This window comes from Shewanella sp. KX20019, assembly GCF_016757755.1.
GTDB lineage: Bacteria > Pseudomonadota > Gammaproteobacteria > Enterobacterales > Shewanellaceae > Shewanella.
Genome location: NZ_CP068437.1, coordinates 4,490,575 through 4,514,658, shown reverse-complemented (window position 1 = coordinate 4,514,658; position 24,084 = coordinate 4,490,575). Strand labels below are relative to the sequence as shown.

Annotated in this window: 22 protein-coding genes and 1 pseudogene; 13 read left to right on the top strand and 10 right to left on the bottom strand. The window is 44.0% G+C overall.

What is annotated here, in order from left to right; all coding sequences use genetic code 11:
* The first annotated feature begins 53 nt into the window (after window positions 1–53).
* The gene (locus JK628_RS19580) at window positions 54–563 is read left to right on the top strand and encodes a DUF4240 domain-containing protein (protein ID WP_202286591.1); all 510 of its coding nucleotides are present in this window, start codon (window positions 54–56) and stop codon (window positions 561–563) included.
* Window positions 564–644: 81 nt separating this feature from the next.
* Here the strand turns inward: JK628_RS19580 and JK628_RS19575 are convergent, their stop codons facing one another.
* A complete protein-coding gene (locus JK628_RS19575) occupies window positions 645–959 on the bottom strand; it encodes a hypothetical protein (protein WP_202286590.1) in 315 nt (104 codons plus the stop codon).
* Window positions 960–1,826: 867 nt separating this feature from the next.
* Here JK628_RS19575 and JK628_RS19570 point away from each other — a divergent pair.
* A complete protein-coding gene (locus tag JK628_RS19570; RefSeq protein ID WP_202289898.1) occupies window positions 1,827–2,351 on the top strand; it encodes a DUF3016 domain-containing protein in 525 nt (174 codons plus the stop codon).
* A 174-nt stretch (window positions 2,352–2,525) separates the two neighbouring features.
* Here JK628_RS19570 and JK628_RS19565 read toward each other — a convergent pair.
* Window positions 2,526–3,710, bottom strand: a pseudogene (locus JK628_RS19565) (EAL domain-containing protein); the annotation flags it as partial.
* A 147-nt stretch (window positions 3,711–3,857) separates the two neighbouring features.
* On the bottom strand, window positions 3,858–4,169 hold the full coding sequence (locus JK628_RS19560; RefSeq protein WP_202286589.1) for a prephenate dehydrogenase: 312 nt from the start codon (window positions 4,167–4,169) through the stop codon (window positions 3,858–3,860).
* Between the two features lie 44 nt (window positions 4,170–4,213).
* On the opposite strand from JK628_RS19560, the gene JK628_RS19555 reads away from it, so the two are divergent.
* On the top strand, window positions 4,214–5,098 hold the full coding sequence (locus JK628_RS19555) for a TraB/GumN family protein (protein ID WP_202286588.1): 885 nt from the start codon (window positions 4,214–4,216) through the stop codon (window positions 5,096–5,098).
* 130 nt (window positions 5,099–5,228) lie between these two features.
* Complete coding sequence (locus JK628_RS19550) at window positions 5,229–6,062, top strand: MaoC/PaaZ C-terminal domain-containing protein (protein ID WP_202289897.1); 834 nt, start codon at window positions 5,229–5,231, stop codon at window positions 6,060–6,062.
* Window positions 6,063–6,114: 52 nt separating this feature from the next.
* Here the strand turns inward: JK628_RS19550 and JK628_RS19545 are convergent, their stop codons facing one another.
* Window positions 6,115–7,005, bottom strand: a complete 891-nt coding sequence (locus tag JK628_RS19545) for an aldo/keto reductase (RefSeq protein WP_202286587.1) — start codon at window positions 7,003–7,005, stop codon at window positions 6,115–6,117.
* A gap of 147 nt (window positions 7,006–7,152) precedes the next feature.
* Between JK628_RS19545 and JK628_RS19540 the strand changes: the two genes are divergently transcribed.
* A complete protein-coding gene (locus tag JK628_RS19540) occupies window positions 7,153–8,865 on the top strand; it encodes a formate--tetrahydrofolate ligase (protein WP_202286586.1) in 1,713 nt (570 codons plus the stop codon).
* 87 nt (window positions 8,866–8,952) lie between these two features.
* Here the strand turns inward: JK628_RS19540 and JK628_RS19535 are convergent, their stop codons facing one another.
* Window positions 8,953–10,560 (bottom strand): mechanosensitive ion channel family protein, encoded by a 1,608-nt coding sequence (locus JK628_RS19535; protein WP_202289896.1) that lies wholly within the window; start codon window positions 10,558–10,560, stop codon window positions 8,953–8,955.
* Window positions 10,561–10,776: 216 nt separating this feature from the next.
* On the opposite strand from JK628_RS19535, the gene JK628_RS19530 reads away from it, so the two are divergent.
* The gene (locus JK628_RS19530) at window positions 10,777–11,106 is read left to right on the top strand and encodes a hypothetical protein (RefSeq protein WP_202286585.1); all 330 of its coding nucleotides are present in this window, start codon (window positions 10,777–10,779) and stop codon (window positions 11,104–11,106) included.
* Between the two features lie 153 nt (window positions 11,107–11,259).
* On the opposite strand, the gene JK628_RS19525 is transcribed toward JK628_RS19530, so the two are convergent.
* Window positions 11,260–11,385, bottom strand: coding sequence for an AcrZ family multidrug efflux pump-associated protein (locus tag JK628_RS19525; protein WP_202286584.1), 126 nt, complete (start codon window positions 11,383–11,385; stop codon window positions 11,260–11,262).
* A 231-nt stretch (window positions 11,386–11,616) separates the two neighbouring features.
* Here JK628_RS19525 and JK628_RS19520 point away from each other — a divergent pair, with 231 nt between their 5' ends.
* The 6 genes from JK628_RS19520 to rraB all read left to right on the top strand — a co-directional run bounded on the left by JK628_RS19520 (window position 11,617) and on the right by rraB (window position 16,297).
* Window positions 11,617–11,898: an ABC-type zinc uptake system zinc chaperone gene (locus JK628_RS19520; protein ID WP_202289895.1), complete on the top strand. Its 282-nt coding sequence runs from the start codon at window positions 11,617–11,619 to the stop codon at window positions 11,896–11,898.
* Window positions 11,899–11,979: 81 nt separating this feature from the next.
* Entirely contained in the window at window positions 11,980–13,164 is a 1,185-nt protein-coding gene (locus JK628_RS19515; RefSeq protein WP_202286583.1) for a hypothetical protein, read from the top strand.
* Window positions 13,148–14,071: a metal ABC transporter solute-binding protein, Zn/Mn family gene (locus JK628_RS19510; protein WP_202286582.1), complete on the top strand. Its 924-nt coding sequence runs from the start codon at window positions 13,148–13,150 to the stop codon at window positions 14,069–14,071. Before JK628_RS19515 ends, JK628_RS19510 begins: the two co-directional genes overlap by 17 nt.
* Before the next feature lie 82 nt (window positions 14,072–14,153).
* A complete protein-coding gene (locus JK628_RS19505) occupies window positions 14,154–14,948 on the top strand; it encodes a metal ABC transporter permease (RefSeq protein WP_202286581.1) in 795 nt (264 codons plus the stop codon).
* A 196-nt stretch (window positions 14,949–15,144) separates the two neighbouring features.
* Window positions 15,145–15,873 carry a 1-acylglycerol-3-phosphate O-acyltransferase gene (locus JK628_RS19500; RefSeq protein ID WP_202286580.1) on the top strand — a complete coding sequence of 243 codons (729 nt, stop codon included), beginning with the start codon at window positions 15,145–15,147 and terminating at the stop codon, window positions 15,871–15,873.
* Window positions 15,874–15,901: 28 nt separating this feature from the next.
* Window positions 15,902–16,297 (top strand): ribonuclease E inhibitor RraB, encoded by a 396-nt coding sequence (rraB, locus tag JK628_RS19495; protein WP_202286579.1) that lies wholly within the window; start codon window positions 15,902–15,904, stop codon window positions 16,295–16,297.
* 105 nt (window positions 16,298–16,402) lie between these two features.
* On the opposite strand, the gene JK628_RS19490 is transcribed toward rraB, so the two are convergent.
* Together JK628_RS19490 and JK628_RS19485 are read right to left on the bottom strand one after the other, a co-directional pair.
* The gene (locus tag JK628_RS19490) at window positions 16,403–17,371 is read right to left on the bottom strand and encodes a sensor domain-containing diguanylate cyclase (protein ID WP_202286578.1); all 969 of its coding nucleotides are present in this window, start codon (window positions 17,369–17,371) and stop codon (window positions 16,403–16,405) included.
* A 13-nt stretch (window positions 17,372–17,384) separates the two neighbouring features.
* Entirely contained in the window at window positions 17,385–18,380 is a 996-nt protein-coding gene (locus JK628_RS19485) for a response regulator (protein WP_202286577.1), read from the bottom strand.
* A 397-nt stretch (window positions 18,381–18,777) separates the two neighbouring features.
* Here JK628_RS19485 and JK628_RS19480 point away from each other — a divergent pair, with 397 nt between their 5' ends.
* Window positions 18,778–19,584, top strand: a complete 807-nt coding sequence (locus JK628_RS19480; protein WP_202286576.1) for a crotonase/enoyl-CoA hydratase family protein — start codon at window positions 18,778–18,780, stop codon at window positions 19,582–19,584.
* A gap of 360 nt (window positions 19,585–19,944) precedes the next feature.
* Here JK628_RS19480 and JK628_RS19475 read toward each other — a convergent pair whose 3' ends face one another.
* Window positions 19,945–20,823: a DUF3530 family protein gene (locus tag JK628_RS19475; protein ID WP_202286575.1), complete on the bottom strand. Its 879-nt coding sequence runs from the start codon at window positions 20,821–20,823 to the stop codon at window positions 19,945–19,947.
* Between the two features lie 147 nt (window positions 20,824–20,970).
* The gene (gene rapA / locus JK628_RS19470; protein ID WP_202286574.1) at window positions 20,971–23,877 is read right to left on the bottom strand and encodes an RNA polymerase-associated protein RapA; all 2,907 of its coding nucleotides are present in this window, start codon (window positions 23,875–23,877) and stop codon (window positions 20,971–20,973) included.
* Window positions 23,878–24,084 lie beyond the last annotated feature (207 nt).

Here is a 24,084-nt window from a genome sequence, read left to right as displayed (position 1 = left end):
TTATTGGGTATTACGCTAGAATAGCCTTATATCAACCTATTTTAGAGAGCACAATGACAGAGTCACAGTTTTGGGAATTGGTTACCCGTACATCTCCTCAGCAAAATCAAACGGATTTAGCCGAATCATTAAAGCAAAAGCTGAGCCCGCTGAGTAATGATGAACTGCGTGATTTTGATAAGATTTTTGGCCAACAAATGCGCCGTTCCTATTCATGGACTGTGTGGGGAGCGGCTTACATTATTACCGGGTGTGATTCAGAGTATGCTTTTGCTGAGTTTCGTTGCTTTTTGATCTCACTTGGAAAGCAGTGGTACGACACCGTTGTTGCAGCGCCCGATGAGCTGGGTAAATTACTTGAATGGCCGGAGAAAGACGGTTACGCCTATCCTTTCCTTGATGAGTATGATCTTATCGCGGGGCAACTTTATGAAGAGCGTGCCGACGATGAACTGCCTTATGTTCCTTCTGGACAAGCTTCACCAGTGGGCAAGAAGTTCTCCCATAAGAAAAAGCAGTTAAAGACGACGTATCCAATATTGAGCGCCGCTTTTCCATTCTAGTTTATCGAGTTCTGTGAGCACTGCAGGTATGTAATAGCTACTACCCGAAAAACGAGGCAATGCCTCGTTTTTTATATTAACTTACTCGATGCAAGCGCTCACTTCACTGTCGAAATCATATCCGTAAGCTTCACAGTTCAGCTCCATAAACTCATCTTCTGAGTCATTAACTTGGTCATCAAAATCAGCCTGTAGTTTGTTGCTTAACTCTTGATCTGATTGAGCTTGTTGTTCTGCAAGAATTTCAAAGTGACCGTCGACAGCGGCTTGCTGCGCTGCTGTAAAGTCATGGTCATTTGCATTTGCTTGACCGATGAAGCTGAATGAAAAAAGTATTGTTGCAAGGAATGCCATGCGGCCAGAAAATGACAGTGTTGTAATGTTTGAGTAGTTCATATTGGACTCCAAATATTAATCAGTAACCCGTTTAGGAACCGTTTGCTCTTAACGACTGCGTTTTGGCAGTAAGTTAACAGGTTTTCCTCTGGGGATGTGTTTGCTTGATACGTATGTTATCGAATACTTCATGTACCAAAGCTGAACGAAAAATGAGCAGTCGACCGATTGGTTGGAGGTTTAGATTTTTATGAAATAGAAACAGCTGGTTACTGATGGAATGATTTTTGTAGTTTATTTTTTAAGCTTATAATGGCTACTGTTGAGTTTGAATAGCCAAATCCCTAGCTACTCATTAGTCATTGTTTTGCAATGATATCCCTGCCTCATAGAGTCAAAGCTACAATTAAGGCCGCACTCCCAAACAACATTGTTGAGTCGCTTTGATTGCTGCTCTGAAAATGCCTTGCAGCTTGGGTAGTCGTCAAAATCATCGGTCTTTTCATATCGGCTTGAGTTATAGCCACCCTTATAAATGAAGGAGGACCAGGTTTCATATGATGAGGTTTGTTCTGATTGATTGATGCTAACAATTGTCCAAGTTAAACCTGTAAACAACAAGATCACAAAAATGATAGGAGCGAGTTTTTGCATGGCATTATTTCCAATGTATAAGATGGTGGCTAATTTCAGACAGCATAATGTGTAGTACTAATAATGCAAACTAAGCATTGAGTTTGGTTAGCTAAGGCAAGTTTTGATGCAATTTGATGCAACCAATTGGCATACGGTGTGGTCTACTAATATTATACTGATGGTATGTTAACCAATTTACATTAAGTCGTTATTCAGCTTAGATCGTCTACTATTGTGAAATAGAGCATACCTTTTTGTTCAACCACGGAGTCAAATATGAATGTAAAACACATACTAGTAGCAGGACTATTACTATCAGGTTATATGTTATCAGCTTCAACGTGGGCTGCTGATGAAGCTATTGCTAACCCGGTAACTGAAAACGGCATTGTTAAAGTTGAATGGCAAGAGCCAAAAAGCTTTCGTGATGTGGAATCTGGTAGTGAGATTCAATCACGTTTTGAAAAGCGTACCTTTGAAGAGTTAACTAAAAATCTGAACAAAGAAGCCGCAAAGATATTAAAGCCAAATCAAAAGCTTGAAATGGTGGTGACAGACTTAGATTTAGCTGGTGATGTAAGGCCAACATTTGGCGCGACAGTGAATGACTTACGAGTGGTTAAAGATCTTTATCCACCACGTATCACCTTTAGCTATAGGGTGATTGAAGGTGATCGGGTCATCATTGCTGGTAACGAAAAGTTGACCGATCTTAACTTTATGAACTCTATTCATAAGAATAGTACTAGGCCTAACCGCTATGAAAATGCCTTACTGACATCATGGTTAAAAGATACGATTAAGCCAAAGCTTTAAACTTATAGTTTTGTTAACTGTAGAGTTAAGCGCTTTTTTTGGTGCAATTGAAATTGGCTAAACGAGCAACTTACTTGTTTGGCCCTTGTGACTTACGGCCTTAGCTGCCCTAACTCCTGTTGCTATGAAATATGACCAGCAGCCGTGTCAAATGGATTGTGTGGCGTATCTCGGTAATTTTTGTGCGGTTATCTGTGCGAGTAGATCCTTGGTATGACCAACCCCTAATAGGCGTCCTTGTTTTAAAATAATAAATAGTTGTGCCACAAGCCCTGTTGATTCAGATGTTAGGCGCTGACTGACCTGAGATAATGTCTGATTAGCTTCAATTTGAATTACATTGGTATTGAGAATGTCATCAACGGATTGTTGTCCATGTAAAACGCGACCATGAGGCGTACTAAATAGTTTTATAATGTCAGCTCTTGCGATCAGCCCTATCACTCGCTGTTGGTCTTTTACAACAATGGCTTGCACTGCGGGTTGTTGACTAAATTGCTCGCCGATAAGTCTTAGCTTTGTGCCAGTCTGACAGGTAATGGCGCTGCAACTGAGGCTTTCTGCTGAGTTAGCAAACTGCATGTGGCGATAGGTGGGGTCGATGTTGGTTTTGAGGGAGATGCTTCGGTTTGGTGATGCTTCTGGTCGACCCAGTAGGTAGCCTTGGCAGTACACGATCCCCAGCTGTTTTAATACCGCGAGCTCCTTTTCTGTTTCAATGCCTTCAGCAATAACTTTGCAGCTTAAGTTTTGGCATAGATCAACAATAGAGCGGACGAACTCCTGCTTCACAACAGAGGAGTCAATCGAATCAATGAAATGCCTATCTATTTTGACGTAATCCGGCGCAAGCTCTGACCACAACCTTAACCCGGAATATCCCGCACCAAGATCATCAATGGCTGTCAGGAACCCCTGACTGCGGTAGTGGTTTAAGCAAGATTTTAGCAGTTCGATATCATCGGCGGGGTACTGCTCAGAGAGTTCTATTACCACTTGAGAAGGATCGATCCCTAAGTCTTGCACCAAGCTTAGTGTGAGACCTTTAGCATGATTGGGCTCAAGTAAGGCTTTTGGTGAAATATTGATGAACAACTTGCCAGAAAGCGCTATATTTTTAAACTGTTGAATAGATATCCGCCGACACAAACTTTCAAGTTCTGATAAGCGACCTTCATCAGCAGCAGTTTGGAACAGGGGGACTGGAGAGTACAGTGGGCTATGTTTGGGTCCACGGCTGAGCGCTTCGAAACCATGAATCTGATAAGTTGAGATATTGCATATGGGCTGAAAGACGGCTTTGATTTTTTCTTGGTCGATGATCTTAGCGAGTTCATGTTTTAGATCAGTGGGGGTCATGTGCTCTACTCAATATTTAACAAGTAGAAAATAGTATGACGTTTGAGTTACATTTAGATGACAAGAAACGAATCCATTAACAACTCTAACGCTTTAGGTGACCCTATTGTAAGGGCGGTTGCTAATGGATTGGCTGGAGCAGCTAGGCTATTTTGTGTTGGCTTTAAAAGTCTGCATTGTTTGCAATAATAAGCCAAGCTTACGCACGTAGCCTTCTAGCGCATTTACCATAGTGTCAGGTTCGCGGCTCATCGCATCCATTTCAGCGGCGAGTTCTTGTACATAAGGCTGGAAGCGATTACTCGTTGTAGAAAAGCCCTCGTCCTTAGTAAAAATAGTATTAAACTTAACGTGGCCAGCTTTTTTGAGCGCGTCGAGTCTTGTATCAGCATCGATAGCTTGACGGTAGGCGGTTTGCAAACTGGCTTTTAGTTGCTCGATAACCTGTGTGTGTGGCATAACAGCCTCTCATTTTTAAATTTGCTGAATTATAAGGGGCAAGTATGTTGGCAACAAGTATCCAGAAAGGTTTATTGTCGATAGTAGGTGCATTTTGTCTGTTTTTAGCTCAAATTGCTAACGCAGCACCAACCGATAAACCGCCTTTTTACCAAGTCTCCTATCAAGGCCAAACTGCCTATCTATTAGGATCTATTCATATTGGTAAAGCGGACTTTTATCCATTAGCTGATCAAATTGAACAGGCGTTTGCTAAATCAAAAGCCCTTGTCGTAGAGGCTGATGTTCGCGACGCAAATGTCCCTGCATTACTGCAAAAATATGGCGCTGATAAGTTACCCATGGATGATAAAACTAAAGTCGTATTGGCTGATTACTGTAAAGATAAAGCCGCCTTATGTACCGCTTTAAGCAGTTATGCACCCTGGCTACAATCAATGCAGCTTAGCATTGGCCGCTACACCGCTTTGGGGTACAGCGCGCTTTATGGTGTGGACTCAGTATTAGTTGCTCAAGCAGATAATAGGCCCGTGTACGAGCTCGAAAGTACTAAATTCCAATTTGAACTATTGTCATCTTTTACTCCTGAAACGCAGTGGGAGATGGTACGCGAAGCGATAGAAGCACCAGATGAAGATATGCTTAAACTTATTTCGGCGTGGCGCCGCGGTGATGAAGCTGAGTTGGCTGATTTAATGGAAGGGGAGATGCTGCGTGAAGGTAACATTGAAATGGTGGAGAGGATGCTGTGGAACCGCAATAAGGGCATGGCCAAGAAAATGGTCGAGCTGATGAGCTCCTCTACCACTGTGCAACCTCTGTTCGTGGTTGTTGGCGCAGGACATTTAGTGGGAGAGCAGAGTGTACAGTCTTATCTAACGACATTGGGGGCAAACAGCAAAAACTGCTGGGATAGTATCTGTAATTAAGGTGTTTCGAATGGTGATTATCGGCTTTTGCCGTTTTAGGGTATAATCCGCCGCTCGTTTATTTCTTGTCTGTGTTTCAATGTAAGGTTTGATTAGTTTGAGTAAAGAATACTGTATTGATTTAAAGGCTATGCCCTCGCTGTTTTCGCTCTATCGAAAGATATTTTTTGGGCGTAAACCAGGTTGGGATGAACAGCCACTGCCTATGGTTAAAGTAAGCAGTCCTAATGTGGCATTGTCCGCAGATAAAGTTGAGCAGTATGCCCAAGTATGCGGTTTTAAGTTTGATGGTCAAACATTGCCGCCGACTTACTTGTATGTCATGGCATTTAGATTACATGCAATGATATTCACTCACGATGCAATCACATTCCCTTTGCTTGGGATGATCCATTTAAAGAACAGCATTACCTTACATCGTCCGACAACTATCGCTGAAAACTACGATTTTGAATGTTCATTGACGACCAGCCAAATGACGGACTCTGGCTTAGAGTTTGAATTAGTATCAAAAGCGTTTGTCGCCGGTGAGTTAGTTTGGGAGTCACTGTCAACCTACCTATATCGTATCGAAGGTAAGACTAAGCGTATGCGCCCACCTAGGGGAAGTGATATCAATTGGGACGCCGCACAAGCATGGAGTTTAAGTGAGGACTTGGGCCGCCGCTACGCAAAAGCGTCGGGCGACTATAACCTTATCCATCTGCACCCTGTATTGTCTAAGCGCTTTGGCTTTGATCGCGTTCTAGCACATGGCATGTGGTCTAAAGGTCGCTGTATCGCAGAGATCATGCCTGAAATTGTGGCGAAACCTTGCAAGATTGATGTTGCTTTTAAATTACCACTGTTTATGCCTGGTAATGTCAGCTTTGCTGCTGAGAAACAACAGGACAGCTTGATATTTGAGCTAAGAGATCAAAAAGGTCGACGTCCACATTTGACTGGCGAAATTACTTTTTTATAAAAGCTGACTCATTTTAGAAAAGGCGCGTTATCGCGCCTTTTTGCTATCTGTCTTATGGCACGCCATGGCCAGTAGACGCCTGCCAAATACTAAACCACTGCTGTCGAGTCAGTGTAATATGTTGCGATTTTACCGCTGATTCAATTCGTTGAATATTGCCACTGCCGATAATCGGATGTGGCTTACTCGGAAGAGCAAGCACCCAGGCATAGATCACCTGGCTGATATTCTCAGCATCAACTTCATCTGCAATGGTTTCAAGCGTTGCGCGTATTCTTAACGATTGTGGATCATTGGCATTGAATATATTGCCGCCGCCTAAGCAAGACCAAGCCATCGGCGCCAACCTATGTTGTTGGCAATGGTCGAGAGTGCCATCATGCAGCGTGGTCATGTTTGTCGGTGAGATTTCAACTTGATTACAAACTAGCTTTTGCGTCAATCGTGATTGCAGTAAATCAAATTGCTGCGGGCTAAAATTAGATACACCAAAGTGACGGACTTTGCCTTGTTGATGCAAACGCTGAAAGGCCTCGGCAACGTCATCGGCGTTCATCAATGGATCGGGACGATGGATCAGCAATAGATCCAAATAATCTGTTTGCAAGTTTTGTAGCGAGGTCTCTACACTCCTAAGAATATGTTGGCTGCTGGTATCGTAATGGTTTAGATAGGTATCAGGAGTCTTGTCTGTCATTAGCTTGATCCCACATTTACTAATGAGCTGCATCTCGTGCCTTAATTTAGGCTGTAATGCTAAGGCTTCACCAAACAGTGCTTCACACTGGTAGCCCCCATAAATATCGGCATGATCCATGCTATAAACACCAAGCTCCAAATAGCGTTTTATGACTGCCATGCGCTGTTGTGGTGACAGCTGCCAATCTGCAATTCTCCAAAATCCGGCAACAAATGAAGATAGTTGGAAATCGCAACTCTGCATGGGTTTTTCCTATTTTTTTATAATTTTGTTGATGTAGATTACAAAAAGCTAAAATAGCATTCGCTCACTATTTCACCTCGGTTACTGATCATCTATATTGCATTCGCAAGACTACCCTACCTCAAATAAAACAGTGGATACATACTAATGCTGTCAGATATAAAAATTTCCCGTGAGCATGCCTGCAAACCTATTTCCGACATTGCCACTAAGCTCGGAATTATTGATTCCGAGCTGTCTCTTTATGGCGCCAATAAGGCTAAAGTTAGCCTCAACGTTGCCCGGCGATTGGCGGATAAACCTGATGCCAAACTGGTCATAGTTACCGCGGTAACGCCGACCCCTTTCGGCGAAGGAAAAACAGTCACAACCGTTGGTTTAACTCAGGCGATGAATGCCATAGGAGTAAACGCCTGCGGCTGTATTCGTCAGCCAAGCATGGGGCCTGTCTTTGGGACTAAGGGCGGCGCAGCAGGAGGCGGATACGCACAAGTGGTACCGATGGAGGAGCTAAATTTACACCTTACCGGCGATATACACGCGGTTAGCAGTGCACATAACCTTGCTGCTGCGGCTATTGATGCTCGCCTGTTCCATGAGACAAGGCTAGGGGCTGACGCTTTTACCCAAGAATCGGGTTTAACAGCTCTCAATATCGATGTCGAAAATATTCTCTGGCGCAGAGTCGTTGATCATAATGAGCGTAGTCTAAGGCTGATTGAAGTGGGTCTTGGCGCGGTCAATGGCCCGGTACATAGCTCTGGATTCGATATTACTGCGGCATCTGAGTTGATGGCGATTCTGGCATTGAGTAAAGATCTTAAAGATCTAAGGCAAAGAGTTGGACGACTAGTGCTGGCACTCGACCTAGACTCAAACCCCATTACCGCAGAGGATATTGGTGTCGCTGGCGCAATGACGGTTATCATGAGTGACGCCATCAAGCCAACATTGATGCAGACACTCTCTGGCGATCCTTGTTTTATTCACGCGGGCCCATTTGCCAATATTGCCCATGGTAACTCCTCGATTATTGCCGATCAATTGGCTGCAAAGCTGGCTGATGTGGTGGTCACAGAGGCAGGCTTTGGCTCCGATATGGGCTTTGAGAAGTTCAGCAATATAAAAGTAAGAGAGTCGGGTTATAAACCATCTGCTGCGGTTGTCGTAGTCACGCTAAGAGCGCTTAAGGCAAATAGTGGCATTGAGTCGGATATCGCTATCGACCAAGCCGACATGGCCCGTCTACAAGCGGGTTTTGCCAATTTGGAGTGGCATATTAATAATGTGCATCAATACGGTGCCCCGGTGGTTGTTGCTATCAACCGTTTTCCAACTGATACGGTTGAAGAGCTTGATTGGCTGCAAGCGCAAGTTGCACAGACCAATGCATTTGGTTGTGAAATTAGCGATGCTTTTGCTGGCGGAGCTGAAGGTGCGATCGAGCTGGCCAAGGTGGTTTACGCTGCTAGCCAAATAGAATCTGAGTTTAAATGCTTATACAAAACTGAAGATAGCTTAGAAGCGAAACTGATGACGCTAGCGGAAGTTGGATATGGCGCGGCGAGTGTTGCTATGTCGGAGAAGGCCAAACAGCAACTGATCTGGCTGGGTAAGCATGGCTATAGCAATTTAGCTGTTTGTATCGCTAAAACACCGATGTCTATTAGCCATGATGCCAGCTTAAAAGGGGTTCCTACTGGTTTTGAACTGCCTATCAATGAATTAAGGCTTAATGCGGGGGCGGGCTTTATCACTGCGTTAGTGGGTAAGGTGATGACGATGCCGGGCTTGGGAATTCGCCCTGGTTACTTAAATATCGACATCGATAGCAATGATGACATTGTCGGTTTGGCTTAGGTCGTTATTGATCTTCACAGTTAGAATTTGTGGCTTTAGTTAAAGCAAAAGCCCACAAGCCATTGCTTGTGGGCTTTTAGCTAAAATCTATGTCGTTTGGTAGATATGCACATCGCGTTGTGGGAACGGAATGCTAATCCCTTCTGCGTCAAAGCGCATTTTAACTTCGCGAGTGATATCCCAGTAAACATCCCAATAATCGATAGGCTCAACCCATGGGCGAACAATAAAGTCTACTGATGACTCGCCTAAAACATGCAGCTTTACCATAGGTGCAGGGTCTTGTAACACTTTAGGGTGTGCCATAATAATTTCGGTTAAGACTTTTTCGGCATGTTCAATATTATCGCCATAACCAATACCAAAGGTTAAATCGACACGGCGCTGATGCTCAACAGTGATGTTGTTAATGGTGTCGCCCCAGATTTTATTATTCGGGACGATAAGTCTTTGGTTATCTAAGGTCTTAATTGTGGTTGAAACCAGGCTCATATGACTGACTCGTCCAGTAACGCCTGCAGCGTTAATGAGGTCATCGACATCAAAAGGACGATAGATCAAAATCATCATGCCTGAGGCGAAGTTAGACAGTGTATCTTGCAGTGCGAAACCAATAATGACACCCGCGATACCAAAACCTGCCAGTAGTGGTGCTAGCTCAAATCCGAGCTGTGACAAACCTATCAACAAACCTAATGCAAAGACGACTTTTCCCACCATAGAGATAAAAAAGTCTTGCAGTAGGTAACTAAATTTAAGCTTAGAGTTACTCACTGTTTTTTGTACTATACGCTTAGCAATTTTTCCGACCAAGCTTGATAGAAACAAAATTAAGCTAAAAATGATCAGTTTAAAAACCACGCTTGCGCCATTCTCTAAGGCTTGAGTCTTGGCGATAGACATCCATTCACTTAGCAGGCTGCTAGCAACTTCAAAGTTCAGTACATCTTGAGTAATGTCGCCTGAGATACTGAATAAGGTCTGTTTATAGGTGGCAGTATCTTGGCCCAGCTCATCCAATAGCTCGATGGCAGTCGACAGGCTGGTAGAGCTTTGCTCAAGGCGCTCTTTCAATTCGACAACGACAGCTGTTTGTTCACTACTAGCGTCCTTACCTGCTACGGTAACATCGGCTACAGCTTGTGCTAATCGCGACTGGTTGTAGTGAACAAAGCTATCGAGATCATCTGCTCTGTCGATGAGTACTTCAACAAACCGCTGATTCTCAACTTCAACATCTACACCAGTCATTGCAGCCCAAGTGAGCAGCTGCTTCTCAGCAACGTAGAGCTTGTCCTGCTCGCGTTGGATCTGCAGCAATTGCAGCATGATCTTGCGGTCATTATCAGTGCCAACTTGACCCATTAAGGTTTCTCTTTGGGTCTTAAAGTAGTCTTCAACTTGGTTGGTAAAGGCGAGTTGCTTGACGATATATGGCTTTAATAAATCAAGTTTTTCCGGAGTCTCTTCAATATGTTGCTTCAGCTTTTCCTGTAACAAGCTTGCATTGCGACTGATGCGATATTCCAGGAATGATTTTATTTCGCCCTTGGTGTCTGTGAGTACTTTAACATCGCTATCAATGGCGCCTTGTAGCTTGTTGAGTTCAATCGTAAGTGGCTCATCATTTGCCGATATGATGGAGGAGAATAGGCATAAACTGATAAAGAGCAGCTGGGTTAGCAATCTTTGCATTTGTGGATGTCCGTTAGTCCCTGAAGTCACTATATTATTACTCATAATTAACAGTGTCGATTTGTTATTTTGATTTCAGGTCTGCTTTGAGCAATAAAAGTCCTGAATAAAGCCTAAGTCTGTTAGAATTAGTGACCATTTTTGGCGCTCTACAGCCACTTTTGTAGTTGCAACAATGCGACTACCTTAATCCATGATATAGAGAGAGAAGCTCCAGTGATATGTGCCCATTGTTCTAAGTCTTTCGCAATAGACAAAATCGACAACCAAAGAGGTAAAGGCTTAAATGGCGAGATCCAGTGTCCACTTTGCGAGGCATGGTTAGGAAAAAGTGCTCCTATGGCGCGGGTTAAAATGGCAAGTTTCTATCTTGGTTTTATGGCTATCGTGTGGGGATATTTTGATGAAACGATGCGGACTATCTGCATACCGGTCACTATATTCGCAGTGATGCTACTGTTGGTAAGCCATATGATGGATCATATGAAAGTCACCGAAGCGCCAGAGAAAGCAGATACCAGTGATGAAAGGCAAAAGTATCGCTAAAGTCTGATGACTAATTGCCACCAGAATCGCTGCTCTATGAGCAGCGACATACTCCGAGACTCATTCGAAAGTTAATCTACAATCGAATTAAATAACCGTCAAAATGAGTCCGAAAGTTAGCTAGGGCGTTAACGCAATGATACCTTGCTAGCGTTAGTCGACCACTTGTACTTGTGCTTCAAGTGCAGCCTCTACATAGTAAATTCCGCCTAGTATTACAGCAAAAAATAGTGATGTCATGATAATGAATTTTAAGTTTGAGCGAAGAAGTTCAAGCATGATTTTTGCGCCTTATTAATAAATAAACTCTTGTTTCATATCACTATGAATAAATGTTAGTGGGGAAATCTTAGCGTTATCAGCTTAAGACAGTATTAATTGTCATTCAAGTTTAAGTGATATTCATCACAAACACTTTGTAACGCTTTCAATTAGTGAACGCTTGACTTCAATTTAGAACAACATAAACTTGGCTGGTTTTTTACAAACAAGGTTAACACTTTGATTCAACTGAGTAGCGTGAAGCAGAAACTGGTAATAGGGCTTATTGCCGTATTCCTGTGCCTGTCATTTGCAGCGTCCGCTCATGATCTGAGTCACTTGGATGATGGCGCTCAAAACCATTGTACTCTGTGTTATCACCAACACCACGTCAACAAACTGTTGCCTAGCTTTGAGTTTAATATTGCGCTAGAACGCCAGTGTGTTGAGAGCCAAGAGTATATCCCTGCAACATTTAACTCGCCTCATGTGAGTTTTTTCAATAGCCGCGCTCCCCCCGTCACAGTCTAAGCAATTCAATAAAAATCAATTATTAAATTACACAAGTATTCCCTATGGGAAGGCTTTGCTTAGCTGTATTTCGGAGAACAAATGACTATTTCAACTATGCGCCTAACTGGCGTAGCTGCTGCGTGCGCAATTTTTTCTATCAATGCTTTTGCGGAAGATTCTAGCTTAACTAATCCTGCCATTAGTGCAGTATTAGATGGTTACTATCAAAGCGCTGAACGCCCAATGAGCGAGCGTGTCGAGGGTTTCGGCCTCGGCCATACAGAAGTGGCAATGAGTGCCAATATAGATGATATGTTTTACGGCAAGTTAACCGCTGTAATAGAGATGCATGACGGTGAAACTGAACTTGGTCTTGAAGAAGCCTTCATCCAAACATTGGCAATGCCTTACGGCCTATCAATGAGAGCGGGCCGTTTCTTATCTGACATTGGTTACCTCAACAATCAACATGTGCATACCGACGCCTTTTCTGACCGACCCGCAGCATATCGTGCCTTTCTAGGTAGCCATTATTTCGATGATGGTGTGCGTCTAAGCTATGTTGCACCAACGGATCTGTATTGGACAATGGGAGTCGAGGCTTTTAAAGGTGACAATATGCGCGCTGCTGATGAACATAATGAGCGCGATTTCAAGTCAACAGGGGTCTATACCGCCTTTACTAAGATAGGTGGTGATGCAGGTATTAATGGTTCATGGCAGGCAGGCCTGAGTTATTTACGCAACGAAAATGGTCGTATGACCGCTGAAGAGCATGCCGCTGTACTGGACGAACCCGAGCATGAACACAGTCATAGTGCCCAGTATACTGGTGAGAATACCTACGTAGCAGACTTTGTCTATAAGTGGGCACCTAATGGTAACTATAAATATCAACATCTTACCCTTAGCGGTGAGTTCTTTAGAGTGACAGATTTTAAACCTTTAGAGGAGGTTCATGAGGAGCATGACGCTCATGGTGACGAAGGTAAAGACTATCAAGACGGTTGGTATTTGAGTGGTGTTTATCAACTATCACCGCATTGGTCTGCGGGTTTACGTTATGGTCAGGTCGATACTCAATTGATGCACGATGATCATTTTGATCCACAAAAGCTTAAAGAAACTGAGGTTAGCCTTGCATGGCATCAAAGCCATTTTTCAACGGTGCGTCTGCAATATACCAATCAACAAGGTACCAATTTTGATGGTATAGAAGACGATAACGTTATCACTCTTCAATATGTTATGACTCTGGGGGCTCACGGTGCGCATCAATTCTAAGCATTTTTTAACGAGAGGACTAAAAGTCCTCACTCTAGCGTTGGCATTAGGGACTGCAAACAATGCTATCGCTGGGCTGAATATTTTTGCCTGCGAACCTGAGTATGCAGCGCTGGCGAAAGAGCTGGCGCCTGATGCGCGGATCTATTCTGCCACCACGGCGATGCAAGACCCTCATCAAGTGCAAGCTAGGCCGAGCTTGATTGCTAAAATGCGTCAAGCTGATCTGGCAATTTGTGCCGGGGCTGATCTTGAGATTGGCTGGCTGCCCATGCTGCAGATGAAGTCGGCAAACGCTAAAGTGCGTTCAACCGATCAAGGGCTGTTCTTTGCGGCTGAGCAAATAGACACCTTAGATCAAATGAGATCAGTTGATCGCTCGATGGGTGATGTTCACGCAAAGGGTAATCCACACCTGCATTTTGACCCGAACCGCTTGCTGGGGGTTGCCGAGGCGTTGACACAAAAGTTAACCCAGATCGATCCCGGTTCTGCGGCGCAATACCAGGCTAACTTGGTCAGCTTTAGTCAACGTTGGAATGATGCGATCCCTCACTGGGAAGAGAAGGCAAAGCCACTGAAGGGTAAAAAGATTATTGCTTACCATTCAAGCTTTAAATATCTGTTTAACTGGTTAGGGTTAGAGCAGGTTGCCGATCTCGAACCAAAGCCTGGGATCCCACCGAGTAGCTCACATCTAGCAAGTTTACTCACCCGGGCTAAACAGGGCGATATTATGGCGATTATTATTGCGTCATATCAAAGTGAACGCGGGGCAGATTGGCTCGGTGAACGTGCTGAACTACCGGTGATTGTACTGCCGATGTCAGTTGGTGGTAACGAGCAAAGTGTTGATCTATTTAGCTTGTATGATAGCGCGATAGAGCTATTACTCGCTGCTAAGTAGCGCTTACCCGAGAGTAGAGAAAGTGAGCGTGATAGTCTGCGCTCACTTGCTATTTATATTACCTTAACCAGAGTAAATACCGATGTTTGATCTGGACCTTTTATCTATTTTATTCCCAGCATTTGTTGCCGGAGTACTCGTATTATCTACCCATGTGGTATTAGGGCAGCAAGTACTAAAGCGGGGGATTATCTTTATCGATCTCGCGATTGCGCAAGTCGCCGCGTTAGGTGCCATTGTTGGCCATCTTAACCATGATATTGAAGCCTTGCCTTTCTCTAATGTGTGGATGCCGGCGTTATTTGCCATTGCAGGAGCGGGTTTTATCGCTTGGTTATCTAAGCGGATGGCAGATGAGCTTGAAGCGATCATTGGCTGCTTCTATGTATTAGCCGCAGTGGCTGCGATGCTACTGTTATCGAATGATCCTCATGGGGCTGAAATGCTAAAGCAGTTGATGTCGGGGCAGATACTGTGGGTGAGTTGGAGTCAGTTGTCGCTGCCAGGCATAATTTATGCTGCCATTTTATTATTGCTAGCCGTTAAACCTAAAATCCTTGCTGGACGCGGTTTCTACCTTATATTTGCCATCGTCATTACTCTATCTGTAGAGCTAGTTGGTGTCTATTTAGTATTTAGTTCCCTCATTTTACCTGCTTTGGCGGTGAACCATTATGCTGGGCGTTTTAAACTTGGTTGGGCTTATATGGTTGGCTTGTTTGGTTATGTTGCAGGCTTAGTGTTATCGGCCTCATTCGATTTGCCAAGCGGAGCCGCTATTGTGGCAACTTTAGCCGTTAGTACCATCTGCTTTAGGTTAGTGCTGTTTTTTAAGAAAAAATATTACCATCCGGGCTGCAAAACAGTTGAGGTCTGACCTGTCTGGGCGCGATCTAGGTTAGTATTCGCGGTGATAACTATGCGCTAGATTAAAGTTCGCTTAAGTTGAATGCGCTAAAGTAGCTCAAGTCTGGCACTGTATAGCTTAGGTTCAGGCTACATGTGTAAACTAAAGATTGAGTCGCTAGTATTTGCTGGCTATACTGGCGCCAATTAAATCGCGGGAGATTGTAGTGCTGTTAATCCTTAGATGTCTGATTTTATCTGTCATGCTTGTTCTAGCCTTTATTATTGGTGGCTTAGCTTGCGTGTTACGACCACGTCACCGTAATAATGTGCATATGTTCGCAAAGATTTTTTCTTGGGCTGCGCCAGTTTTGGGTATTAAAGTGATTGTGCGTAACTCAAAAGGTGAAAGTGACGAGCCTTGTGTATTTCTCGCTAACCACCAAAATAACTTCGACATGTTTACCCATACTGCTGTGGTGCCTAAAGGTACTGTGAGCTTAGGTAAAAAGAGCCTCGCGTGGATGCCACTGTTTGGCCAAATCTACTGGCTTTCAGGTAATATCCTGATTGATCGTAAAAATCGCAGCAAGGCATTTGATACCATGGCGGCGACAGCGAGAAAAATCAAAGAGAAGTGCTTGTCAGTCTGGATCTTTCCAGAAGGAACACGCTCTCGTGGTAAGGGCTTACTGCCTTTTAAGGCTGGTGCTTTTTATACGGCTATCGCCGCAGGTGTACCTATGGTGCCGGTATTAGCTTCTAATCAAAGTCATATCAAACTGAATCGCTGGAATAACGGTGTGGTCATTATTGAGATGATGGAGCCTATCGAAACCAAGGGTTTTGATAAGACACAAGTGAAAGAGCTGTCTAAGCGTATCCATACGATGATGTCGGAAAAATTGTCACAGTTGAACCAAGAAGCTTCTGCATTAATGACTAAAGCGGTATAATCTTCGCGAAATTTTTGAGGAGCAACTGATGTCTATTGAACGCCTGTTAAACGAACAGAAAGCTGAGAACCGTGAAATCGTCGAAGCGATACTTGCCGACGGTTCACTGCCTGATGCGGATTACACCATTGAGCATCACTTCTCATCGACCAATTTTGATCGCTTAGAGAAAGCTGCTGTAGACGCCTTTAAACTAGGCTTTGAAGTTAACGATGCTGAAGAGATGGAACTGGAAGACGGTTCAGTTATTATCTGCTTTGATGCTGTCGCTTCACACAAGCTTGAAGTTGAGTTACTCGATAGTGCTTGTGAAAAGTTAATTGAGTTAGCGGCTAAACAGAAAATTGATTATGACGGATGGGGCACCTACTTCATTGATGAAGATGGTGAAGTCCGTGATGACGAGGAAGATGAGTTGGATTAAGGCATCAACGCTTTTATTCTACATCTGAACCAAAAATGCCCATCAGCGATGGGCATTTTTGTATCTGGTATTTAGCGTAACGATTTAATCTATTAGCTAGCGGTCTTAACTTTGCGTGTGCTGGTGAATAACACAGGAATTTCTTCCGGCCTCTTTTGCCTTATATAAAGCTTGGTCTGCTAAAGACAACCAAGACTCACTAGTCAAGATCTCCGCTTGGATATCACAAATACCAATACTGATAGTGACCTTAATGATCTTGTCTTCATATATGGTTTCAGACTGTTCAATTTTTTTACGTAATCGCTCGGCAAAAAAGAGCGCATTAGCTGCCGGGGTATTAGCTAATACTACGCCAAACTCCTCGCCACCATAACGGCCGGCACAATCGGTCTCACGCAACGATTTTTTAATCAAGTGAGACACATTCTGAATCACCTTGTCGCCCGCCTGATGGCCATAGGTGTCATTAACCACTTTAAAATGATCAATATCGAGCATCACCAGAGTGGTGTCATCACCGTAACGACTATTACGATCGAACTCTTTCTGCATGGATAACTGCCAGTGGCGACGGTTGTAGAGTTGAGTCAAACCATCGATCTGACTTAGTACTTCAAGGCTCTCGTTGACCGCTTTAAGCTGCAGTTTGTTGATAGCAACATCAGTCACATCATAAACAATCATGCTGAGGTGGGTCACCTCGCCAGTAAGAGATGATAGCGGTAACAAAGTCACATTCTGGTACATGAAATCAGCACGGCCAGTAATGGGGCGGTAGTTTTTAAATTGAAAAACAAACGGTCGTTGTTCCCAGCTGATAAAAGCACGGTTTTTAAGTAGGAATACTGATTCCATCTTATGTTTAAGCCACTTAGAAGGTAAGTACTCAAACTGCTCAAAAAGGTTTTTTCCCTTAATCGAGTTGGGTGAAACACCACTGTGGTTTTCCATAAAACCATTCCACAGTTGGATATTGTAATCCCGATCGAGTACGACTAAGCCCACTTCAATGGTTTGCACCATATCAATTAGCCAGTGGAGTTCATGCATTGCGCTTAGATCGTCTGCCATCTTATGATCCATCTTAATCTAGCAAATAGCCGAGCTTATAATTAAGCGTGGGCAAAGAGTCTTCGGTAAACAGCAGGAGTAAATCGCATTGAATGTCGTGATCTTTAATACGATAGTTAATCTCCATTGCCAGCGTGCGTTCCCATTTATCAGCATTTTCATGAATAAGGTCATTGGCTGTACAGTGTCTGCCAAGCACCACAGGGTGGCTTTGGCTGAACTTCATATGCAGTTGTTCAGAGATCCCATTAAGAAAAGCACCGATGAGTACGTTGCCTGTATCCATCATGACTTCAAGCTCTGTATTTTCGTCTTCGGGATTTTCAAGCTTCATCAGCTTTGCCATGTCCTGAAAAGAGGAGTCATGAAATAACAGCAGTGCTTCACCAGCGATACCTGCACCAATAAAGCCTTGGCATAGGGCTGATACAGTACCATTTTCTTCTGTGGCTTTTAGCGTCATCGTCAGTTCGCTAACTTCGAGTACATTGACGTTAGGGATCGGCAGTAACACAAACACGTTGAGCAGCTTTGAAAGTAGATCGGCAGCACGACCCATAGCGACGTTAGCGACCTCCTGACAAGCATCACGTAGGTCGACCTCAACCATGGGGTTTTGTGTTTGGCCTGAGCCAACGGCGAGCTCCAAAATGCCATACTCTTGCAGAATATGGCTAATGGCGTCAACGCTAACGGGTTTTTGAATAAAATCGAGGGCGCCGAGTACTTTAACCCGCTCATGCGCGCGTATTTGAATGTCGCCAGAGACAACAATAACCAACGCAGGAAGATCTTCTCTTTGAATGGCTTCAAGAACTTCATAGCCATCCATCACGGGCATGTTCAAATCTAGAAAAACAATCTCGCCTTTCCCTTCGCGAATCGCATCAATCCCCTCTGCTCCATTAGCGGCATAGGTGAGTTCTACGTCCCACTCTTTTGGCAAGGTTCGCGCCATCTGCTTTCTTGCGAGCGCAGAATCGTCACATATTAGTACAGGAAATGGCATTATTCTTCTTATATCCTAGTTTTCGCGCTCAAATTAGCTATTTGTTATTATTTTTAAAAGCTGAACGACTAAAGCAATGGCTATTTTCTTTTGAATATAAACATTGCGATTACAGTTTATTTATTCACTTAAATCGCTAATAGCTAGCTACGTTAGTTTGCTACGTTAGTTGCTACGTTGCAATTGAATTTGTTTCCTATCAATTGCATAAAATGGGCATTTTTAATTATTTTGTTGTGCCTTAAATAGACTTTCGTTAACCAAGCTGCTCATTAGAGCTTGCCATTTCTTTGACGCTAGTCAAATTTTCTGTGCATGTTATAGGTATTAACTGATTATTCCAAATATGTTAACTTATTAACCTGGACAGACCAGTGTTAACTAAAAGGATTTGAAAATGGGTAGTAATTTAGTTTGCGTGAGAAAAGAAGATGATATTGCTTACGTGTCTCTTAATCGTCCCGATAAGTATAATGCTTTGAATTATGAGCTTTTTAAGCAAATAGATGCCTGCATCGGTAGTCTTAAAAAGGATAAAACACTGCGAGCTGTCATTCTGTTTGGTGAGGGGCAAAATTTTTGCTCTGGTCTCGATGTAAAGAGTGTAAATCGTACGCCTTTCGATGCAGTGAAGTTGCTGTTTAAATGGTTACCAGGTAGCGCTAATTTGGCTCAGCGTGTTTCCATTGGCTGGCGACGATTACCGGTTCCTGTTATCGCCGTGCTTGAGGGTGTTTGCTACGGCGGTGGTGTGCAAATTGCGCTTGGGGCTGATTTTAGGATTGCAGCGCCAGATTGTAAATTGTCGATAATGGAGGCGCGTTGGGGGTTAGTACCTGATATGGCAGGTTTTGTTGGGCTTAGAGAGCTAATGCCTAAAGATCAGGTGCTTATGCTAACGATGACGGCTGATATATTAACGGCTGAGCAAGCAAAATCTTTCAATTTAGTCACTTCAGTAGCAGCGGACCCTATGGCCTCTGCCACGGAATTAGCGCAGCGATTACTGCAAACCTCTCCCGATGCTAACGCAGCGATAAAGCAGAGTATCCAAAAAAGTTGGAGCGCGCCGATTAGGCAGTTATTGCGTAGAGAGTCCTGTTATCAAGTGAGGTTGCTAGCAGGGAAGAATCGAATTATTGCGGCGATTAGGCAAACAAAAGACTCTCAGAAAGAGTACAAAAATAGACAATCTGGTTGGTAGTTTTATAAATCACTCAATTTGTGACCTACTTCACAATTAGTCTATCTGTTCGGGTAGGCTTTTATACCAATTCCATTAAATATGTGCTCAATTCAGAGCTCTCTCAGGTCGCTTCAATGTAAGGCGCATCGTTGAAGAAATGGTTATTCCCTTTTGAAACAAAGCAACGCCACAGTGAAAGTCCTGAGAAGCTCACGTTGTGCGGGTTTAAAAGCCCCGCATGCTACGTTAAATGCTCATGATATAGAATAACTATTAGCTTCAATCATCCGCTAGCCACATAGATGTGGCGAATGTCTGTATTGCAGGAGCAAATACAGCCCTTACCTACAGGGCTTTTAATTCCCGCTGAATGAACAACTACTTATTGGAATTGGTATTAATTCGCAACGCGAACCCTTCAATAATTTTCAAACCACTACTCCAGCCTTCTTTATGTTGCAGATCAAGTGAGATTTTATATTGATGATATCTAAAAGGCGCGTTTTGAGGAGACAGATCAAATCGACTCTGTTGGGTGGCAAGTGAGGCCGATGTACCATCTCTAGACTGAATATCGAGTACCGGAATTCTCAACTCAGCCAATTGAGTTGCAAGTGCTTGGTTTTGACCGGGGCGATCACTGTAGGGGTTAATCACAGCCAGCATATCGGGCATGGGGAGCTTATTGTCTTTGAGCAGTTCGATGATAACACCTGCGCTGTCGTCACTGCTAATTAACATCCGTTTGCCTTGAAACTGCTTACCAAGACTGTCGAGCTGCGACATTGTGCTGATAAGGAAACTCTGTTGCAGTTGTATATTAAGTGTTTGCTGCTCTTCACTAAAAACAGGCATGGCTTGGGTGCTTTGTTGGCTCAGTTGATTTTCCCCGGCGTTGGCAACATCGACGGCTTGCGTGGCGTAGTTAGGCATGGCAGGTTTTTGTGGCGGTGTGATGGCCAATGTGGCCCATCCTGCTTTGTTTAGTTGACGGCGTAAAAAAGCCGTAAATCCACCATCATCAGGACTGAGGCCGAGGCCAGGAACTATGATTGCCAGTCCAAGTTTCTTCTTTCCTTGCCAAGACCTCAATAGCACTGGATAGTCTTGATCATCAACTTGCACATTGCTGACCTCACTTTCAGGCAGGTAATGAAACTCTGGTGATGAGGCTGTAGTGGTAAAAGAGACTACCGAGCCAAGCAGTGCACAGACTAGAGTCAGCCAGCGAGAGTTGAGGTTAAAGTGATGATACATACGCTAAAGACAACCTTAGAGCACAAATAGTAGAGCTGAATGTGTTGCGCAGTATATCGCATATGGTTACTGCAGCAACTAAAAAGCCCCGCTTTAAAAGCAGGGCTTTGGTCATCTAAAAGCTATTATTTACCAGCTTCCGTTCGACTATGCGTGGCTAACTAGCACCAAGCGAACAGCATCCAGCTGTAGCTGGCTAGCATCCAAATAACGGTTTAGTTCACTCATTTGTCCACTTAAGTGAGTTAACTCCTCCTCACGGATATTCGGGTTAACCGCTTTAAGTGCTTTTAGTCGCTCAAGCTCAGTTGATAGTTGTTGCGTCATCTTCTCGCGAGCGCTTTCGGTTAGCAATTTAAGCTCTGTTGTTGCAAAGGCTTCAGCTTTGGCAAATAACGGATGCAAAATGGCTTGTGAGGCGCTGACTAGCTTACTGGCTATGTGGCGATTAACAGCGCTCAATTGTCTATCAAAGCTTTCGTAAGTCACTTTTTCAGACAAATTATTACCCGTCTTATCTAGTAAGATGCGGATAGGGGTCGGCGGCAAATAACGATAGAGCTGGCTCGATTTTGGTGCCGAAGCATCGGCCATATAGATAAGCTCTAAAAATATTGTGCCCGCGGGCAAGGCTTTGTTCTTTAGCACTGCAACACTGGTGGTGCCGGTTTCTGAAGAGGTAATTAAATCTAGCCCCGTCTGCACTATCGGATGTTCCTGAGTGATTAAAGCGATATCGTCTCGAGACAGTGCCATATCACGATCGAAGGTGACCGTAATGCCATCTTCAGGCAAACCAGGGTAAGTAGGGAACATCATATGTTCACTTGGGCGCAGTACAATGGCATTTTCACCGCTGTCTTCTTGCTCAACACCAATGATGTCCCAAAGGCGGATAACCGAGCCTATTAAGTGAGTATCTTCATCTCTTGCTGCAAGACTGTCGACCAACTTGTTTGCACGTTCGCCGCCATGAGAGTTGATCTCAAGCAGCTTATCGCGACCTTGCTCCATGGCTACTTTAAGCTCTTGGTAACGTGCTTTGGTGTTATCCAGTAAACTCTCAAGTGTTGAGTCATCGCTGCTAACTAAGGTCTCAAGCAATTCGCCGGCAAATTCACCAAACAGAATATGGCCACTTGGACAAGTGCATTCAAAGGCATTGAGTCCCTGATGATACCACTGCATTAATCGCTCTTGAGCGGTACCTGCTAAGTAAGGTAGATGGATTTCAACATCATTCTTTTGTCCAATACGGTCAAGACGACCGATACGCTGCTCTAGCAGATCTGGGTTTAGCGGCAGATCAAATAACACTAGGTTGCTGGCGAACTGGAAGTTACGACCCTCAGAACCAATCTCACTACAGATCAATGCCTGTGCGCCACCGGTTTCTTGCGCAAAATATGCACCCGCTTTATCACGCTCGATAATCGACATACCTTCGTGGAATACCGTAGCTTGAATGCCTTCACGGGTACGCAATGCTTCCTCTAAGCTCAGGGCTGTTTCAGCTTGGCTAGCGATAATAAGTACTTTCTTGCTGCGATTAGTCTTAAGGAAATCAATTAGCCAATCAACACGCGGATCGAACTTCCACCAACTGGCACTGCTGCTGTCAAAATCGTGATAGATTTTCTCAGGGCTGAGTACCTGTCTCACCTTGGCATCAGTGTCTAAGTGTTTGTTCATCATCGCGCTAACGCGAGAAGCTGTCACGTACTGCTCCGGCATCGCTTGCGGATGAATATGTAGGTTACGGGTTGGGAAACCTTTAACCGATGCACGACTGTTACGGTATAGCACGCGGCCGGTACCATGACGGTCTAGTAGCTCTTGCAGCAGCTCTTCACGGGCCTGATGACGTTTATCATCGTTGGCGCTTTCGTCTTGAATAAGGGCAATGCTGCCACTGATATCTTTTTCAGATAACAGTTCAGTTAGGCTGGTCACTGCCTCAGTTGATAGGGAATCGCCGCTGGCTAATGCATCTGCTGCGGTAGCGACATCTTTATAACCCTCCTCCTCTTTTAAGAAAGATGGGTAGTCATAGAAGCGGTCAGGATCGAGTAAGCGTAGGCGGGCAAAATGGCTCTGGTGACCTAATTGGTCGGGGGTTGCAGTCAATAGCAATACACCCGGAACCACTTTACTTAAGGCTTCAACAACTTTATAAGCACGGCTTGGGGCATCTTCAGACCACTCTAAATGATGCGCTTCATCAACGACCATTAAGTCCCAGTCTGCATCTAATGCTTGCTCTAAACGTTTTTTCTTACGTAATAGCTCAAGTGAACAGATAACCAATTGTTCAGTATAGAAAGGGTTGTCGTTATCAGCATAAGCTTCAACGCAGCGGTCTTCGTCGAAAACAGAGAAGCGCAAGTTAAAGCGGCGCAACATTTCGACCAGCCATTGGTGGCGCAAGGTATCAGGCACGATAACTAAAATACGTTCCGCGCGGCCTGTAAGAAGTTGTTGATGAATGATCAAACCAGCTTCGATGGTTTTACCCAAGCCCACTTCATCGGCCAGCAATACGCGCGGCGCAAAACGCTGACCGACTTCATGAGCAATCCACTGTTGATGAGGGATCAATCCAACTCTAGGCCCTTGCAGTCCAAGTAGATCAGAGGTTGCTAGCTTATTTCTCAATAACTGGCACTGATAGCGCACACCGAAACGGTCCATGCGATCAATTTGGCCTGCAAATAGACGATCTTGCGGTTTATTAAAACGAATATTGTGATTCAATAACGTTTCACGCAGGCTAACTTGCTCGCCTGTTTCGTTATGAGTGCCGTGGTAGATAATAAGGTTATCTTTTTCTTCAACTTCAGTAACGGTCAAGCTCCATTCGTCGTGGCTCTCTACTTTGTCGCCTGGATTGAAGATAACGCGTGTTAGCGGGGCTTCTGAACGAGAAAATAATCTATTCTCGCCAGTCGCAGAAAAAAGTACAGTGACCATACGGCCTTCCATACCGACGACTGTACCCAAACCTAATTCAGATTCGGTATCGCTGATCCAACGTTGACCTAGGGAAAACGGCATTTAAAACTCTCATATACTGGGTGAATCACAAGGGGGGCGTATGTTATAACAATCCCACACATTTTGAAATTGAACCTACTAATATTAGCCTAATTCTGCTGACGATAGATTATAAATCATCCAGTTGAATGTGAGTATTTTTTTGTGTCATCAGCTTGTCACCTGATGGCGAAACTATGAAACCTTAGCTTACGATTAAAAACCGTA